Below are 15,728 nucleotides of genomic sequence, written 5' to 3' on the forward strand. Positions count from 1 at the left end.
ACCTGATTATGCTTCAAGAAACCTTGCAGCAATGCGAGGCCGTCAGTCTGTGTTCATGATTTGCGCAATCCGATGACATCACCCTAAGGCCTGGGTGCGGCAAGGACAGTGGGAACTCCGGCCTACAAGCACAAGACGGAGAAGACTCATGGCGGCAATCGACAATACAACCACGGGCAGCGCGCCCAAACGCGGGATCACCAAGGAAGAGCGCAAGGTGATTTTCGCCTCCTCCCTGGGCACGGTGTTCGAGTGGTATGACTTCTACCTCTACGGCTCGCTCGCCGCGATCATCGCCAAGCACTTCTTTGCCGGGGTCAACGAGACCACGTCGTTCATCTTCGCCCTCCTCGCCTTCGCCGCAGGCTTTGCCGTACGGCCGTTCGGCGCGATTGTGTTCGGCCGGCTGGGGGACATGATCGGGCGCAAGTACACCTTTTTGATCACCATCGTGATCATGGGTATCTCCACCGCCGTGGTTGGTTTGCTACCCGACTACGCCACCATCGGCGTGGCCGCGCCGGTCATCCTGATCACCCTGCGCCTGCTCCAGGGCCTGGCCCTGGGCGGTGAGTACGGCGGTGCCGCGACCTACGTCGCCGAGCATGCGCCCAAGGGCAAGCGCGGTTACTTCACCTCGTGGATTCAGACCACCGCCACCCTGGGGCTGTTTCTGTCGCTGCTGGTGATCCTCGCCTGCCGAACCATTCTCGGCACCGAGGCGTTCGAGGCCTGGGGCTGGCGGATCCCGTTTTTGCTGTCGATCCTGCTGCTGATCGTCTCGGTGTACATCCGCCTGCAACTGAGCGAGTCGCCGGTGTTCCAGAAGATGAAGGCCGAGGGCAAGGCCTCGAAGGCGCCGCTGACCGAGTCGTTCGCCCGCTGGGACAACCTCAAGATCGTCATCATGGCCCTGCTCGGCGGCACCGCCGGCCAGGCGGTGGTGTGGTACACCGGGCAGTTCTACGCGCTGTTCTTCCTGTTGCAGATGCTCAAGATCGACCCGCAGACCGCCAACCTGCTGATTGCCGGTTCACTGCTGATCGGTACGCCGTTCTTCATCCTGTTCGGCAGCCTTTCGGACCGCATCGGCCGCAAGGGCATCATCATGGCCGGCTGCATCATCGCCGCGCTGACCTACTTCCCGATCTTCAAGGCGCTGACCGAATACGGTAACCCCGACGTGTTCATCGCCCAGGAGAAGAACCCGGTGACGGTGGTGGCCGACCCCAACCAGTGCTCGTTCCAGTTCGACCCGGTGGGCAAGGCCAAATTCACCAGCTCCTGCGACCTGGCCAAGAGCGTGCTGGCGAAAAAAGCCATCCCCTACGCCAACGTCAAGGCAGAACCGGGCAGCGTCGCGCAGATCCATATTGGCGACAAGGTGCTGCAAAGCTTTGAAGGCACCGGCATGCCGGCCGCCGATTTCAAGGCGCAGAACGACGCCTTCATCGCTACCCTGGGCACGGCCCTGAAAGATGCCGGCTACCCGGAAAAAGCCGACCCGGCCAAGACCAACTACCCGATGGTGTTGCTGCTGCTGACCATCCTGGTGATCTACGTGACCATGGTCTACGGGCCGATCGCCGCCTGGCTGGTGGAGCTGTTCCCCACGCGCATCCGCTACACCTCGATGTCACTGCCCTACCACATCGGCAACGGCTGGTTCGGCGGCTTCCTGCCAACCGTGGCCTTTGCCATGGTCGCCGCCACCGGCGACATCTACTACGGGCTTTGGTACCCGATCGTCATCGCGGTGATGACGGCGATTCTCGGCACCTTCTTCCTGCCGGAAACCAAGGACCGCGACATCACTGATACTTAAGTCTGATACCCGCCCTCTCCCCCAGCGGGAGAGGGCATTTGCCCTGATTTCAGCGCCAATGCAGCCCTTGCCGAATTATGTACCAACTTGTTAATTAGCTTGCTAAGGGTATAACATTCGGCCACTCCCCCCTTCGAGTTCTTTTCGATATGACGCACTCACCGCGCGCCAACGGCGCCTCAACATTCATCCTGGTTGGCCTGGGCGTGATCATCGCCCTGCTCGGCCTTGCGCTCGCCGCCGGTGGCGTGAAGCTGGTCAGCCTCGGTGGTTCCTGGTACTTCCTGCTCGGCGGCCTGCTGATGGCGCTTTCCGGGCTGCTGATCGCCCGCCGCAAACTGGCCGGGGCCTGGCTGTTTGCCGCCTTTGTGCTCGGCACCGCGATCTGGGCCGTGGCCGATGTCGGCCTGGTGTTCTGGCCGCTGTTCTCGCGCCTGTTCATGTTCGCCGCGATGGGCCTGGCGGTGACGCTGGTGTACCCGCTGCTCAAGCGTGCCGCCGGCGGCACGCCAGGCCGTGGTGCCTATGGCCTGGCCGCAGTGCTGGCAATCGCCCTGGCGGTGGCGGCCGGCAATATGTTCGTCGCCCACCCAAGCGTTGCCCCCACCGGTGACGGCCCGGGCCTGACTGCGGTCGACCCGGCCAACGCGCAAAAAGACTGGGCCCACTACGGCAACAGCGAAGGCGGTAGCCGCTTCGCCGCCCTGGACCAGATCAACCGCAGCAACGTCGACAAGCTGAAAGTGGCCTGGACCTACCACACCGGTGACGTCGCCATCAGCGATGGCAACGGTGCCGAAGACCAGCTGACGCCGCTGCAGGTTGGCAACAAGGTGTTCATCTGCACCCCGCACAACAACCTGATCGCCCTCGATGCCGACACCGGCAAAGAGCTGTGGAAGAACCCGATCAACGCCAAGTCGGCAGTCTGGCAGCGTTGCCGCGGCATGGCCTATTTCGATGCCAGCGCGCCGATCGCCCAACCGACCCAGCCCAACAGCACCCCGATCATCGCCGCCAGCGTGCCGGCCGGTGCCAACTGCCAGCGCCGCCTGCTGACCAACACCATTGACGCCCGCCTGATCGCGGTCGACGCCGACACCGGTGAGTTCTGCCAGGGCTTTGGCAACAATGGCCAGGTCGACCTCAAGGCCGGCCTGGGCAATGTCCCGGACGCGTTCTACCAATTGTCTTCGGCGCCGCTGATGGCCGGCACCACGGTGGTGGTCGGCGGCCGGGTCGCCGACAACGTCCAGACCGACATGCCAGGCGGTGTGATCCGCGGCTTTGACGTGATCAGCGGGCAGATGCGCTGGGCCTTCGACCCGGGCAACCCGCAAGATCGCAATGCGCCGACGGGCGACAACACCTACGTGCGCAGCACCCCCAACAGCTGGGCACCGATGTCCTATGACCCGGCGATGAACACCCTGTTCCTGCCGATGGGCAGCTCGTCCACCGACATCTATGGCGTCGAGCGTACCGAGCTGAACCACAAGTACGGCGCTTCGGTGCTGGCCCTGGACGCGACCAGCGGCGAAGAGAAGTGGGTGTACCAGACCGTGCACAACGACCTCTGGGACTTTGACCTGCCGATGCAGCCAAGCCTGATCGACTTCACCAAGGCCGACGGTCAGTCGGTGCCGGCGCTGGTCATCGGCACCAAGGCCGGGCAGATCTACGTGCTCGACCGCGCCAGCGGCAAGCCGCTGACCGAAGTAGTCGAGACCCCGGTCAAACCGGGCAACATCCCCGGCGAGCCGTACTCGCCGACCCAGCCTAAATCGGTGGGCATGCCGCAGATCGGCGCCCAGCAACTGACCGAGTCGGACATGTGGGGCGCCACCCCGTATGACCAGCTGCTGTGCCGCATCGACTTCAAGAAGATGCGCTACGACGGCCTGTACACCGCACCGGGCACCGACCTGTCGCTGAGCTTCCCGGGCTCGCTGGGTGGCATGAACTGGGGCAGCATCTCCACCGACCCGGTGCATGGTTTTATCTTCGTCAACGACATGCGCCTGGGCCTGTGGATTCAGATGATCCCGTCGCAGAACAAGGGCCAGGCCGCCTCCGGGGGTGAAGCGCTGAACACCGGCATGGGCGCGGTACCGCTCAAGGGCACGCCGTATGCGGTGAACAAGAACCGCTTCCTGTCGGTGGCCGGCATTCCGTGCCAGGCGCCGCCCTTCGGCACCCTCACTGCCATCGACATGAAGACCCGCAAGGTTGCCTGGCAAGTGCCGGTCGGCACCGTCGAAGACACCGGCCCACTGGGCATCCGCATGCACCTGCCGATCAAGGTTGGCCTGCCGACCCTCGGCGGCACCCTGTCGACCCAGGGCGGCCTGGTGTTTATCGCCGGCACCCAGGACTTCTACCTGCGCGCCTTCAACAGCGCCAACGGTGAAGAAGTGTGGAAAGCCCGCCTGCCGGTCGGCAGCCAGGGCGGCCCGATGACCTATGTGTCGCCGAAAACCGGCAAGCAATACGTGGTCATCACCGCCGGTGGTGCGCGTCAGTCGACGGACCGTGGCGACTATGTAATGGCCTACGCGCTGCCGTAAATCGCATCGCCCCCATCGCGGGTCAAGCCGGCTCCCACAGAAGCTGTGGGAGCGGGCTTGACCCGCGATGGGACTTTTACCGAACTCCCAGGAATACCCCGCAATGCCCCGCGCTTCTCGCATCACCCCTGCCCTGCTCCTGGCCCTGGCCAGCACCACGGCCCTGGCCGACGACCTGATGACCCGCAATACCCTGACCGGCGACTGGGGCGGCCTGCGCCATCAGCTCGACGAACAGGGCATCAAGTTCACTGGCGACTACAGCGGCGAAACCGCCTACAACGCCGATGGCGGCCTGCACCGCTCGGCGCGTTACTCGCAGAACCTCAAGCTGGGCGTGCAGTTCGACCTGGGCAAGCTGTACGGCCTGGACAACGGCGGCAAAGTCCAGCTGACGATCAACGACCGCCGCGGCAACAGCGCCTCCGAAGACCTGGTGGGCAACCGCCTGCCGATCCAGGAAAACTACGGCGGCCTTTACACCCGCCTGACTGAACTGAGCTACGAGCGCACCCTGTTCACCCCGGCGCTGAACGTCAAACTCGGCTACATGGCCATGGGCAACGACCTCGGAGGCCTCGACAGCGGCATCCTCTGCAACTTCATGAACGCCGGTTTCTGCGGCCATCCGCTGAACATGTCCGGCGGCAGCGGCTGGACCAACTACCCCAACGCGCACCTGGGCGTGCGGGTCAAATACGACCTGTCGCCGGCCTGGCAACTGCGCGTGGCGGCGTTCAACGTCGACCCCGAAAGCAACGGCAACTCCAGCCGCGCCTGGCACCTGGGCCCCAGGCACACCACCGGCACCGTGGTTCCGGTGGAGCTGGTGTACAAGCTGGCCGGCGAACTGCCGGGTGAGTACAAGCTCGGTTATTACTACGACAGCTCCGATGTGAAACGCATCGGCAGCGACAAAGAGGTGTCCGGCCGCAGCGGCCATTACCTGCTGGTGGACCAGGCCGTCTGGGCCTCGCAGAGCTCCGAGGGCCGCAGCCTGCATGCCTTTGGCCAGTACTCGGCCGCCAGCGCCGCCGCCTCGCCATTCAGCAAGTGGTATGGCGCAGGCGTGGTGCTGTACAAGCCGTTCGAAGGCCGCCCGCGTGACACGCTTGCCTTCGGCTATGGCCGCGCCGTGCCCAACCCGCGCAGCCGTGATGTGCAGCAAGACGCCGCCGTGGCCGCAGGGGTTGCCTACCCCTACCTGGACAGCGCCGAGCAGTTGATTGAACTGAGCTACGGCTACCAGGCCACCCCGTGGCTGACCCTGCGCCCGGATGTGCAATACATCATCGAGCCGGGGGCGTTTTCCGCTGAGAACATCGACAACGCGCTGGTGTTCGGCCTGCAGGTCAAAGCCACGTTCTGAGCCTTGCTGACACCGGTGAGCGCCGGTTGGTCTATACGCGCCCGGGCAATCCGGGCGATGATCGCGCTCCCGGTTTTCAAGGATTGAAGATGAATACGCTGCTTTCCATCTACGCGCTGTGCGTGGTCGTGCTGTTTGTGAAGATGCTGGCGATCTCCTGCTACCAGGGCTTCTATCGCATCAGCCGCCTGACCTTCAAGAACCCCGAAGACGCCGGCCTGGTCGGCCGCCCGCCGAGCGCCGAGGAACTGCCGCAAGTCGCCCGTGCGGCTCAGGCCTGGGCCAACGATCTGGAGAACATTCCGCTGTTTTTCGTGCTCGGCGCGCTGTGCCTGGTATTCAACCCACCGCTCATGCTCACGGCCGGGCTGATGCTGTTGTTCACCGTCGCCCGCCTGCTGCACACGCTGTGCTTTCTGGCCCGCTGGCAACCGTGGCGCACGATCGCCTACGCCGTGGCAATCGTCTGCCTGTTGGCGATGGCAGCGCTGGTCAGCATGGGCGCCCTGCGGCATTTCTGATCGGGCTTGCCAGGAAGTTCTTAAGTATTGGGAATTTGCAACGAGAAAATGGCAGGGGCGGCTGGATTCGAACCAACGCATGGCAGGATCAAAACCTGCTGCCTTACCGCTTGGCGACGCCCCTGTAGCTGTAGCGATGAGTGCCTGACACTCGCTTGCGATGATGCAGCGTGGTGCAACCTGAGAAGTTGCGGGCCTGCGCTGCCAGCCGGTGAAGGCCGTTGCAAGAATGGCCGGCAATTTAACAAACTTGATTGCATTTGGGAAGCCCCCAGGCAAACAAATTGTTGTTAAAACAGCCACTTACTCTGAGTCGAGGCGCCAGGTCGGCGCCTCGACCGTTCACCCCGGATGACGCAACAGCACCTCTCAGCCCGCCCCAAGCAAACACAGGGGTTCATGAGGCAGGGAGAATATCGATCGTGAACTTACCTTCCGTTAAAACGAGCGTCCGGCCATCGTCAGACTTTGCTGTCATCTGCAGGGTGCCATAAGCCTTGGTGCTTGTTAGCTCATCAAAATACACACTTCCCGATTGACTTACGTAATCGTCGCCGCGTGGATCTGTGTCGTAGAGAGTGAACCTGGCTACGCCTTCATTGGTTCCAGCTGATGGAGCGAGAGAATAGTGCGTACCTGCCGCCGCCCCGTCCGGAAACCTCATGAAAAATAGACGAAAGGGCTTGTTATCCGCCTGGTGTATGAAATAAGCAAAAACGCCTAGAGGGTCAGGAAAATACTCAACCTGTTCATTATAGCGAAAGCTCTCAAGCGCTTCGTTTTCAATCCGGTACTGGCCAGTAATCGCGCCCTGGGTAATATTTTTTGGTTTCGCTTTACTGATAGCGGGCCACTGAAAGTTGCTTACGCTCATAGGTTTCTCCACTTAGTTAGAGCAGGAGAAGGCAATGTAACAGGCGTACGAAGCAGGAGATACTGATAGAAATAATTGGTGGCTATATGATGCCATACTTCGATATCAATAGAGAGAGGGAAATAGCTGAGCAGAACCAAGTGCGCCCTTGCCGACGCACCTGGCTTTTACTGGGACTTGAACGTTCTCAGTTCCACGGACGGTCGCCGTTCTCGTCTTTAACCCGAGTCGGCAGGCCCATCACATCCAGTGCCTTGAGGAATGGCTCGGCTGGCAGCTCCTCGACGTTGACCATGCGCTGCACGTCCCACTCGCCACGGGCAACCAGCAGCGCTGCTGCTACGGGTGGTACGCCTGCGGTGTAGGAAATACCCTGGCTGTCGGTTTCGGCGTAGGCCTCTTCGTGGTCCGCTACGTTGTAGATGAACACTTCGCGCGGCTGGCCGTCCTTGGTGCCCTTGACCAGGTCGCCGATGCAGGTCTTGCCGGTGTAACCCGGTGCCAGCGAGGCAGGATCCGGCAGCACGGCCTTGACCACTTTGAGCGGTACTACTTCAAGGCCTTCGGCGGTCTTGACCGGTTGCTCGCTGAGCAGGCCAAGATTTTTCAGCACGGTGAAGACGTTGATGTAGTGCTCGCCGAAGCTCATCCAGAAACGCACGTTCGGCACGTCGAGATTCTTCGACAGCGAGTGCACTTCGTCGTGGCCGGTCAGGTACAGGTTCTGCGAGCCGACTACCGGCAGGTCGTCGGTACGCTTGACTTCGAACATGGTGTTGCTGGTCCACTGGCTGTTCTGCCAGCTCCACACCTGCCCGGTGAACTCGCGGAAGTTGATTTCCGGGTCGAAGTTGGTGGCAAAGTACTTGCCATGGGATCCGGCATTGACGTCGAGGATGTCGATCGAATCAATGCTGTCGAAATACTGTTGCTTGGCCAGGGCGGCATAGGCGTTGACCACGCCCGGATCGAAGCCCACGCCAAGAATGGCGGTAACGTTCTTTTGTTGGCACTCTTCGAGGTGTTTCCACTCGTAGTTGCCATACCAGGGCGGCGTCTCGCAGATCTTGCCCGGTTCTTCGTGAATGGCGGTGTCCAGGTAGGCCACGCCAGTATCGATGCAGGCACGCAGCACCGACATGTTGAGGAAAGCGGAACCGACGTTGATGACGATTTGCGATTCGGTTTCGCGGATCAGCGCTTTGGTCGCTTCGACGTCCAGCGCATTCAGCGCGAAGGCCTTGATTTCTGCGGGCTGCTTGAGGCTACCCTTGGCCTTGACGCTGTCGATGATGGCCTGGCATTTGGAGATGTTGCGCGACGCGATAGCAATACGACCGAGTTCGTCGTTGTGCTGCGCGCACTTGTGGGCCACCACCTTGGCGACACCTCCTGCACCAATGATAAGAACGTTCTTCTTCAATTTCTCTTGCTCTCCTTTACTGCCAGCTTACGACAGGCTGGACAAGTAGTCTTCGAAACCAAACTCACGAACCAGCTCGACACTACCGTCGAGTTGTTTCACTACGATGGACGGCATTTTCAGGCCGTTGAACCAGTTTTTCTTGACCATGGTGTAACCCGCTGCGTCAACAAACGACAGCCGATCGCCGATGGCCAGCGGACGATCGAATTGGTATTCGCCGAAAATGTCGCCGGCGAGGCAGGATTTGCCGCATACCATGTAGGTGTGTTCGCCCTCGCTTGGCGCCAGCTTGGCGTTCAGGCGGTAGATCAGCAGGTCGAGCATGTGCGCTTCGATCGAGCTGTCGACCACGGCCAGGTGCTTGCCGTTGTAGAGGGTGTCGAGCACGGTAACTTCCAGCGAGGCGCTCTGGGTGATCGCCGCTTCGCCCGGCTCCAGGTAAACCTGCACGCCGTACTTCTCGGAGAAGGCTTTCAGGCGCGCGCAGAAGGCGTCGATTGCATAGCCTTCGCCGGTGAAGTGGATACCGCCGCCAAGGCTGACCCACTCGACCTTGTGCAGCAGGTGACCGAAGCGCTCTTCGATGGTGCACAGCATCTGGTCGAACAGGCCGAAGTCGCCGTTCTCGCAGTTGTTGTGGAACATGAAACCGGAGATCTTCTCGATGACGGCCTCGACCTTCACCGGGTCCCACTCGCCCAGGCGGCTGAACGGGCGCGCCGGGTCGGCCAGCAGGTAGTCGGAGCTGCTCACCTGCGGGTTGACGCGCAGGCCGCGGACCTTGCCTTCAGACTGTTCGGCAAAACGCTCGAGCTGGCCGATGGAGTTGAAGATGATCTTGTCGCAGTTGTCGAGCATCTCTTCGATTTCATCGTCGGCCCAGGCCACGCTGTAGGCGTGGGCCTCGCCGGCGAACTTCTGGCGGCCGAGCTTGAGCTCGTACAGCGACGACGAGGTAGTGCCGTCCATGTACTGCTCCATCAGGTCGAACACCGACCAGGTGGCGAAGCACTTGAGTGCCAGCAGGGCCTTGGCCCCGGACTGCTCGCGCACATAGGCGATCTTTTCCATGTTGCGCAGCAGCTTGGTTTTGTCGATGAGGTAGTACGGCGTTTTGATCATTTCGAGGCCCCCGGCCAGGCCGGCCAAAAAAAGGACACGCATTGTGCCTTCCCTTGTCTCAAGTCGAAAGAGCAAAAGCGCTTTTCCCTGGATCGGCGGTCATTTTTTGATCATTCGAAGCGCGTTGCCGATGTAAGCTGCGCGCACAATTGTTCTAAACCCCGCCGCATAAACGGGTTATGGTCGTGCATGCCTCACTGCCCGGAGCCCGCCGTGCCCAGCCACAACTGGATCGATCTCGCCCAGGACGCCGACACCGGCATCGAATCGGTGCGCGCGCATTTCAAGGGCCACGCCTATGACCCGCACTGGCATGACAGTTACCTGATCGGGGTCACCGAGCAAGGCGTGCAGCAGTTTCATTGCCGCCAGTTGCAGCACTTCAGCACGCCGGGCAAGGTATTTATGCTCGAACCTGGGGAACTGCACGACGGCCATGCGCCAACTGAGGACGGCTTCACCTACTCGATGCTGTACCTCGACCCGCAGTGGCTGGAGCGCGAGCTGCAAGCATTGTTCGAGCAGGCGCCAGCGGCTAGCCAGCCCAGTTTTGCCGACACCTTGAGCGCCGACCCGCAGCTGTGCGGGGCCATTGCCCGGGCCTTTCAGGCGTTGCATGGCGGTGAGCTGAAAATGCTCCGGCAGACGGCAATGGACGAGCTGCTCGGCTGCATGACCCGCCATACCCTGTGGCGCAAACGCATCGACCCCGACCCGCGCCTGCCGCAGGTGGCGCGCAGGGCCCGCGAGTATCTGCACGCGCATTACTGCGAGGACATTGGCCTGGTGGAGCTGGCCCAGGCCTGCCAGGTCGATCGCTTTCGCCTCAACCGTGCCTTCAAGAGTGCCTTTGGCCTGGCGCCCCATGCCTACCTGATCCAGCTGCGCCTGGCCAAGGCGCGCCGCTGGCTGGCCCGTGGCGACAGCCCGGCAGTGGTCGCCGCCGCCCTCGGCTTTGCCGACCAGAGCCACCTGGGCCGCTGGTTTCGCCGCGCCTACCGGCTCACACCTGCCGATTACCGCCGCCGCTGCGCAAAGCTTCCAGACTGAAAGCCCACCAGCCGGGAACATGGGGCTCCCCTGCACTGGAGTCCGATCATGTTGCCCAACCTGCTGCCTTTCGCCCTGTTCGCTTTTGTCGCCAGTATCACGCCTGGGCCGACCAATATCCTGATCCTCGGCCATGGCGCGCGCTTCGGTTTGCGCGCGACCCTGCCGCTGATACTCGGCGCCTGCCTGGCCGCCGCGCTAGTGGTGCTGCTGGTCGGCCTGGGGCTGGGTGAAGTGCTGCTGGCCTACCCGCGAGTGCAGCAACTGATGACTTGGCTCGGCGTGGCCTGGTTGAGCTGGCTGGGCTGGCAATTGCTCAATGCTGGCGCAGCACCGCTGGCCAGCCCCGACAGCCCCCGAGACCTGCGGGCCCGGGACGCGGCACTGTTGCAGTTGATCAACCCCAAGGTGTGGTTGATGGCGGTCGCGGTGCTCGGGGTTTTCAGCAGCGCCAGCGCGAACCCGTTGCAGGACAGGCTGCAACTGGCGCTCTTGTTTCTGCTCATCGCCCTGCCGTGCATGACCAGTTGGGCGCTGATGGGCGTCGGTAGCGCACGCTTGCTGCGCTCGCCGCAAAAGGCCCGGCGCTTCAACCAGCTGTTGGCGCTGCTGCTGATTGCCTCGGCCTGGCTGGCGGTGCTGGGATAGCCACGGCGGGGCCTTGCGCCCCGCCTCGGGCCATCAACTGAAGGCGTTGATGAACCAGGTAATCAGCGGCAAGGCGACGATGTCGATCAGCACCGCCCCGCACAGCGGCACGATGATGAAGGCCTTGTACGAGAACACCTTGTAGTGGTCGCAGATCGCGCCCATGTTGGCCACCGCGTTCGGCGTCGCGCCCAGGCCATGGCCCATGTAGCCGGCGCACAGCACCGCCGCGTCGTAGTTGCCGCCGAACAGGCGGAACAAGACGAAGATGCACAGCAGCACCATGATCAGCACTTGCACCACCAGGATCACCAGCAGCGGCAGGCCCAGTTGCTCCAGCTCCCAGAACTTCAGGCTCATCATCGCCATGGTCAGGAACATGCCCAGGCTGATGTCGCCCAGGGTGCTGACGGCATTGTCGGGAATCTCGATGACCCGTGCGCGGTCGTTGAAGTTGCGCGCCAGGATGGCGACGAACATGGCGCCGACGTACACCGGCAGGACGATGCCCAGGTGCGCCTTCAGCGCATCGCCGATCCAGAAGCCGAGCACCATGATCACCAACATGCAGGTCAGCAAGCGCAGCAGCACCGGCGTATCAATGCTGACAACGGGGGTTTCATTGGCTTTTTCCAGGGCTTGCAGGGCATCGACCTGGTCTGCCTGTACCACCAGTTTCTTGCGTTCGATCAGGTAGCGCGCCACCGGGCTGCCGAGCAGGCCACCGGCAACCATGCCGAAGGTCGCCGAGGCCAGCGCGGCTGTAGTGGCGCCGACCGTGCCGAGGCTCTCGGCGATCGGGCCAAAGGCTGCGGCGGCGCCAAAGCCACCTTCCAGCGACACGGCGCCGGCCATGATCCCCAGCAGCGGGTCGATGCCCAGGGCCTTGGCCATGCCCACGCCGACCAGGTTCTGCAGCAGCGCCAGGCCCCAGCAGGCACCCAGGTAGATGAACAGGATCTTGCCGCCCTGGCGCAGCAGGCCAAGGCTGCCGCCCAGGCCGACGGTGGTGAAGAACGCCACCATCAGCGGCGTTTGCATGGCGGTGTCGAGCTTGATGTCCAGCCACTGCTGGTCACGCAGCAGCCACACCACCAGGGCAAAGCCAAAACCGCCGATGACCGGCGCCGGGACACAGAGCTGGCGCAGCCAGTAGCTGTGCTTCTTCAGTTGCGCACCCATCGCCAGCAGCAGGAGCGCCAGGGCGACGGTGGTCAGAGCATCGAGTTGCAGGGTCAGCATGGTTAACACTCTTCTTTTTATAGTTGGATAGGGGTTGTGGATTTCAGTCGACCAGGCTGGCCAGCAGCCGCGCAGCAATGCGCGCGGTGCGTTGGTCCTGGTCAAGACCGGGGTTGAGTTCGGCGATGTCGGCCATGCGCAACTTGCCGCTGGCCTTGGCACGCCGCGCCAGGTGCTCGACCACCATCAGCTCGACGCCATGGGCCGAGGGCGCACTGACGCCGGGCGCCTGGCTGGCCGGCAGGACGTCCAGGCAGAGGGTCAGGTACAGGTGGTCGATGCCGCTGAGAAAGTCATCGACGAAGGTTTCCAGCGCGGCGATATTCCACGGCTGCATCTGCCGGTCGAGGCGATAACGCACGTTCAGGCGCTGGGCCTGGTCGAACAAGGCCTGGGTGTTGTTCAGCTCGCTGACGCCCAGGCAGCAGTATTCAAAGGCCATGCCGGCCTGCTGGCAGTACTCGGCAATCTGCCGGAACGGCGTGCCGGAGCTGCTCTGGGCGCTGTGGCGCAGGTCGAAGTGGGCATCGAAATTGAGAATGCCGATGCGCGGCTGCGCCTCTTGCTGGCGTAAATGGCCAGCCAGGCCGAGAAAACTGGCATAGGCGATTTCGTGCCCGCCGCCCAGGCCCAACGGCAGATGCCCTTGCCCCAGCAGTTGCGTCACCCGCTTGGCATAGGCCTGCTGGGCACCTTCCAGGTCAGTACCGAGGCAGACGAAGTCGCCGCTGTCATAAACCGGGCGCTGGCCACGCCAGGCCAGGTTGGCCAAGGCCTTGCGCAGGGCCGGCGGCCCCTGGCGGGCGCCGCTGCGGCCCTGGTTGCGGATCACCCCTTCGTCACAGGCCAGGCCCACCAGGGCGTTGCCAGCCGGTTGGTCATCAGCCCAGGGCTGCACCCATTGGTGCCAGCGCAGGGCCGCCGTACCTTCTGCGGCGTCGACGCGGCCCTGCCAGAGCGGCAGTGCGGTAGTGCTGTTCATGCGGGTACTCCAGTAGATTCAGTCCAGCCGCGCACCGATGCGCAGGGCCACGTCGCAGGTCCAGCGGGTCAGGCGCTCGCTGTTTTGCCGGGCGCGAATGGCCGGGGCCATCAGGCTGATTGCGCCATGCAGGCGGTTGCGGCTGTCGAGCACCGGGGCACTGACGCCCCAGATGCCGTCGTCGATTTCACCGAGGCTGATGGCATAGCCCTGGTCACGGATCTGCACGAAGCTCTGGCGGTAACTGTCCAGTGCTTCGGCTTCCAGGCCCTGCTCTTCAAGAATCGCCAGGCTGCGCGCCGGCTCCATGTGCGCCAGCAACACCCGCGCCGACGCGCCGACCCGCAGCGGTTGCGCCAGGCCCTTCTGGTAACAGCAGCGCAGCGGCTGCGGGCTGTCGATCAGTTCGATGCAAATGGCCTGGCCGTTGCTCGGCACCATCAGTGCCACGCTTTCCTGGCTGAGTTCGGCCAGGCGCTTGAGCTCGGGTTTGGCCAGCGACACCAGCAGCGCCTCGCGGTCGAACTTCTTCGCCAGTTGCAGGCAGGCCGGGCCCGGCAGGTAGCGACCATGGCCGTTGTCCTCGGCCAGGCCCCAACGCAGCAGGGTCTTCAGGTGCCGATAGGTGCTGCTCAGGGGCTGGTCCAGTTGCAGGCTCAGCTCCTTGGCCGACACGGCCTCGTTGGCCTGGCCGAGGGCGACGAGGATCTGCAGCAGGCGATCGGTGGGCGTGGTGTAGGTCATATGTGCTCCTTGGCGCCATGGTGCACAGTCTTTCTCAATAGGTGAAACTCGATTCCCATTGAGTGGGAAATATCCTACTTATAGCCCCTTGGCCGCCCACTGCAGGCAGCGTGTTTGCAAAAACCCCTGCAACGCCTTGACCCGCTCTGTCACCTGCGCCCGGTGCGGGCACATCAGGTACACCGGGGCGTGCTCGCCCTGCCAGTCGCCGAACAAGCGCTGCAAACGCCCGGCCGCGACGTCCGCGGCCACGTCCAGCCAGGCCTTGTAGACCACGCCATGCCCGGCCAGGGCCCAGCGCCGGGCCACTTCACCGTCATCGCAGCGGTATTCGCCCTGCACCCGCACTTCGTTCACTTCACTGCCACGCGCAAAGCGCCACAGGTCATAGGGCCGGCCGTTGCGCTGGTAGATCACGCACTGATGGTCAGCCAGCTCCTGGGGCATCGAGGGCGTGCCGTGGCGCGCCAGGTACTCGGGGCTGGCGCAGGCCACGCGGTGGTGATCGAGCAGAATCGGCAAGGCGACCATGTCGGAATCGGCCGGCACGCCAAAACGCAGGGCGACGTCGACCGGTTCGCGGTACAGGTCGCTGGCCTGGTCGTTGAGCAGCAGTTGCAGCTGGACCCGCGGGTATTCACGCTTGAACGCATCGAGCCAGGCCAGCAGCACGCTGCGGCCAAAGTCAGAGGGCGCCGCCAGTTGCAGCAGGCCGCCCATTTCCAGCGCCTGCTCGCGCAGGGCCTGCTCGCCTTCGGCCAGCGCGCCCAGGGCCAGGCGCACGCTGTCGAGGTAGCGCCGGCCTTCGTCGGTGAGCCGTTGCTGGCGGGTCGAACGGGCAAACAGGCGTACCTGCAGGCGCGTTTCCAGGCGCTTGAGCGCAAGGCTGGCGGCTGCCGGGGTGATGTCGAGGCTGCGCGCGGCGGCAGACAGGCTGCCCTCGTCGGCCACCCGCACGAACAGTTCCAGGTCGAAAAGCGTGCTCATCAGTCCTGCCCGAACACCGGGCGCAAGAACGAGCGCTCATAGCTGAGGATGCAACGGGTGTCCTGGGCGTACTGGAAGGCGGCCAGGCACTCGGGGTCGTTCATCGAGTCCTGGCGGTAGCGTTCGTACGCGGCAAGGCTTGGAAAGGTGAACATCGCCAGGGCGATATTGTTGGCACCTTCCGAAGGCAGGAAGTAGCCGTGGTGCTGGCCGCCGAAGCGCTCCACCAGCGGGATCCAGAGTTTGCCGTAGTGTTCGAACTCGGCGAGTTTGTAAGGGTCGAGGACGTAGCGCAGGTAGCAGGTGATCATCGGTGGCTCTCGCTGAAGTTGCTCGGCAGCCGAGAATGCACGATTCCAGCGCTGCCCGCA

General features: G+C 63.2%; 14 protein-coding genes and 1 tRNA gene. 6 read left to right on the forward strand and 9 right to left on the reverse strand.

Annotation, left to right across the window (positions count from 1 at the left end):
* Positions 1-148: 148 nt before the first annotated feature.
* From LOY37_RS16505 to LOY37_RS16520, 4 genes are all read left to right on the forward strand, one after another.
* On the forward strand, positions 149-1,825 hold the full coding sequence (locus LOY37_RS16505; RefSeq protein ID WP_093381417.1) for an MFS transporter: 1,677 nt from the start codon (positions 149-151) through the stop codon (positions 1,823-1,825).
* A gap of 149 nt (positions 1,826-1,974) precedes the next feature.
* Positions 1,975-4,392 carry a glucose/quinate/shikimate family membrane-bound PQQ-dependent dehydrogenase gene (locus LOY37_RS16510; RefSeq protein ID WP_258715295.1) on the forward strand — a complete coding sequence of 806 codons (2,418 nt, stop codon included), beginning with the start codon at positions 1,975-1,977 and terminating at the stop codon, positions 4,390-4,392.
* 103 nt (positions 4,393-4,495) lie between these two features.
* Positions 4,496-5,761: a carbohydrate porin gene (locus LOY37_RS16515; RefSeq protein ID WP_258715296.1), complete on the forward strand. Its 1,266-nt coding sequence runs from the start codon at positions 4,496-4,498 to the stop codon at positions 5,759-5,761.
* 89 nt (positions 5,762-5,850) lie between these two features.
* A complete protein-coding gene (locus LOY37_RS16520; protein ID WP_045194187.1) occupies positions 5,851-6,282 on the forward strand; it encodes an MAPEG family protein in 432 nt (143 codons plus the stop codon).
* Between the two features lie 49 nt (positions 6,283-6,331).
* Here the strand turns inward: LOY37_RS16520 and LOY37_RS16525 are convergent.
* The 4 genes from LOY37_RS16525 to nspC all read right to left on the reverse strand — a co-directional run bounded on the left by LOY37_RS16525 (position 6,332) and on the right by nspC (position 9,704).
* Positions 6,332-6,406: transfer RNA gene (locus LOY37_RS16525), tRNA-Gln, on the reverse strand.
* Between the two features lie 273 nt (positions 6,407-6,679).
* Positions 6,680-7,156: a hypothetical protein gene (locus LOY37_RS16530; RefSeq protein ID WP_258715297.1), complete on the reverse strand. Its 477-nt coding sequence runs from the start codon at positions 7,154-7,156 to the stop codon at positions 6,680-6,682.
* 187 nt (positions 7,157-7,343) lie between these two features.
* Positions 7,344-8,579, reverse strand: coding sequence for a saccharopine dehydrogenase family protein (locus LOY37_RS16535; protein WP_045194188.1), 1,236 nt, complete (start codon positions 8,577-8,579; stop codon positions 7,344-7,346).
* A gap of 27 nt (positions 8,580-8,606) precedes the next feature.
* Positions 8,607-9,704 (reverse strand): carboxynorspermidine decarboxylase, encoded by a 1,098-nt coding sequence (gene nspC, locus LOY37_RS16540; protein ID WP_045195650.1) that lies wholly within the window; start codon positions 9,702-9,704, stop codon positions 8,607-8,609.
* A 213-nt stretch (positions 9,705-9,917) separates the two neighbouring features.
* On the opposite strand from nspC, the gene LOY37_RS16545 reads away from it, so the two are divergent.
* Entirely contained in the window at positions 9,918-10,754 is an 837-nt protein-coding gene (locus tag LOY37_RS16545; RefSeq protein WP_258715298.1) for an AraC family transcriptional regulator, read from the forward strand.
* Between the two features lie 51 nt (positions 10,755-10,805).
* Complete coding sequence (locus LOY37_RS16550) at positions 10,806-11,402, forward strand: LysE family translocator (RefSeq protein ID WP_093387475.1); 597 nt, start codon at positions 10,806-10,808, stop codon at positions 11,400-11,402.
* Positions 11,403-11,435: 33 nt separating this feature from the next.
* Here LOY37_RS16550 and gltS read toward each other — a convergent pair whose 3' ends face one another.
* From gltS to LOY37_RS16575, 5 genes are all read right to left on the reverse strand, one after another.
* A complete protein-coding gene (gltS, locus tag LOY37_RS16555; RefSeq protein ID WP_093381397.1) occupies positions 11,436-12,644 on the reverse strand; it encodes a sodium/glutamate symporter in 1,209 nt (402 codons plus the stop codon).
* 43 nt (positions 12,645-12,687) lie between these two features.
* On the reverse strand, positions 12,688-13,626 hold the full coding sequence (gene hutG, locus LOY37_RS16560) for a formimidoylglutamase (RefSeq protein WP_093381395.1): 939 nt from the start codon (positions 13,624-13,626) through the stop codon (positions 12,688-12,690).
* Between the two features lie 18 nt (positions 13,627-13,644).
* A complete protein-coding gene (locus LOY37_RS16565) occupies positions 13,645-14,370 on the reverse strand; it encodes an IclR family transcriptional regulator (RefSeq protein ID WP_038995818.1) in 726 nt (241 codons plus the stop codon).
* A gap of 78 nt (positions 14,371-14,448) precedes the next feature.
* Entirely contained in the window at positions 14,449-15,357 is a 909-nt protein-coding gene (locus LOY37_RS16570) for a LysR family transcriptional regulator (protein ID WP_258715299.1), read from the reverse strand.
* Positions 15,357-15,668, reverse strand: coding sequence for an NIPSNAP family protein (locus LOY37_RS16575; RefSeq protein ID WP_258607281.1), 312 nt, complete (start codon positions 15,666-15,668; stop codon positions 15,357-15,359). The genes LOY37_RS16570 and LOY37_RS16575 overlap by 1 nt, the downstream gene beginning before the upstream one ends.
* Positions 15,669-15,728: the final 60 nt, after the last annotated feature.

Source organism: Pseudomonas sp. B21-012 (assembly GCF_024749305.1).
Lineage (GTDB): Bacteria > Pseudomonadota > Gammaproteobacteria > Pseudomonadales > Pseudomonadaceae > Aquipseudomonas.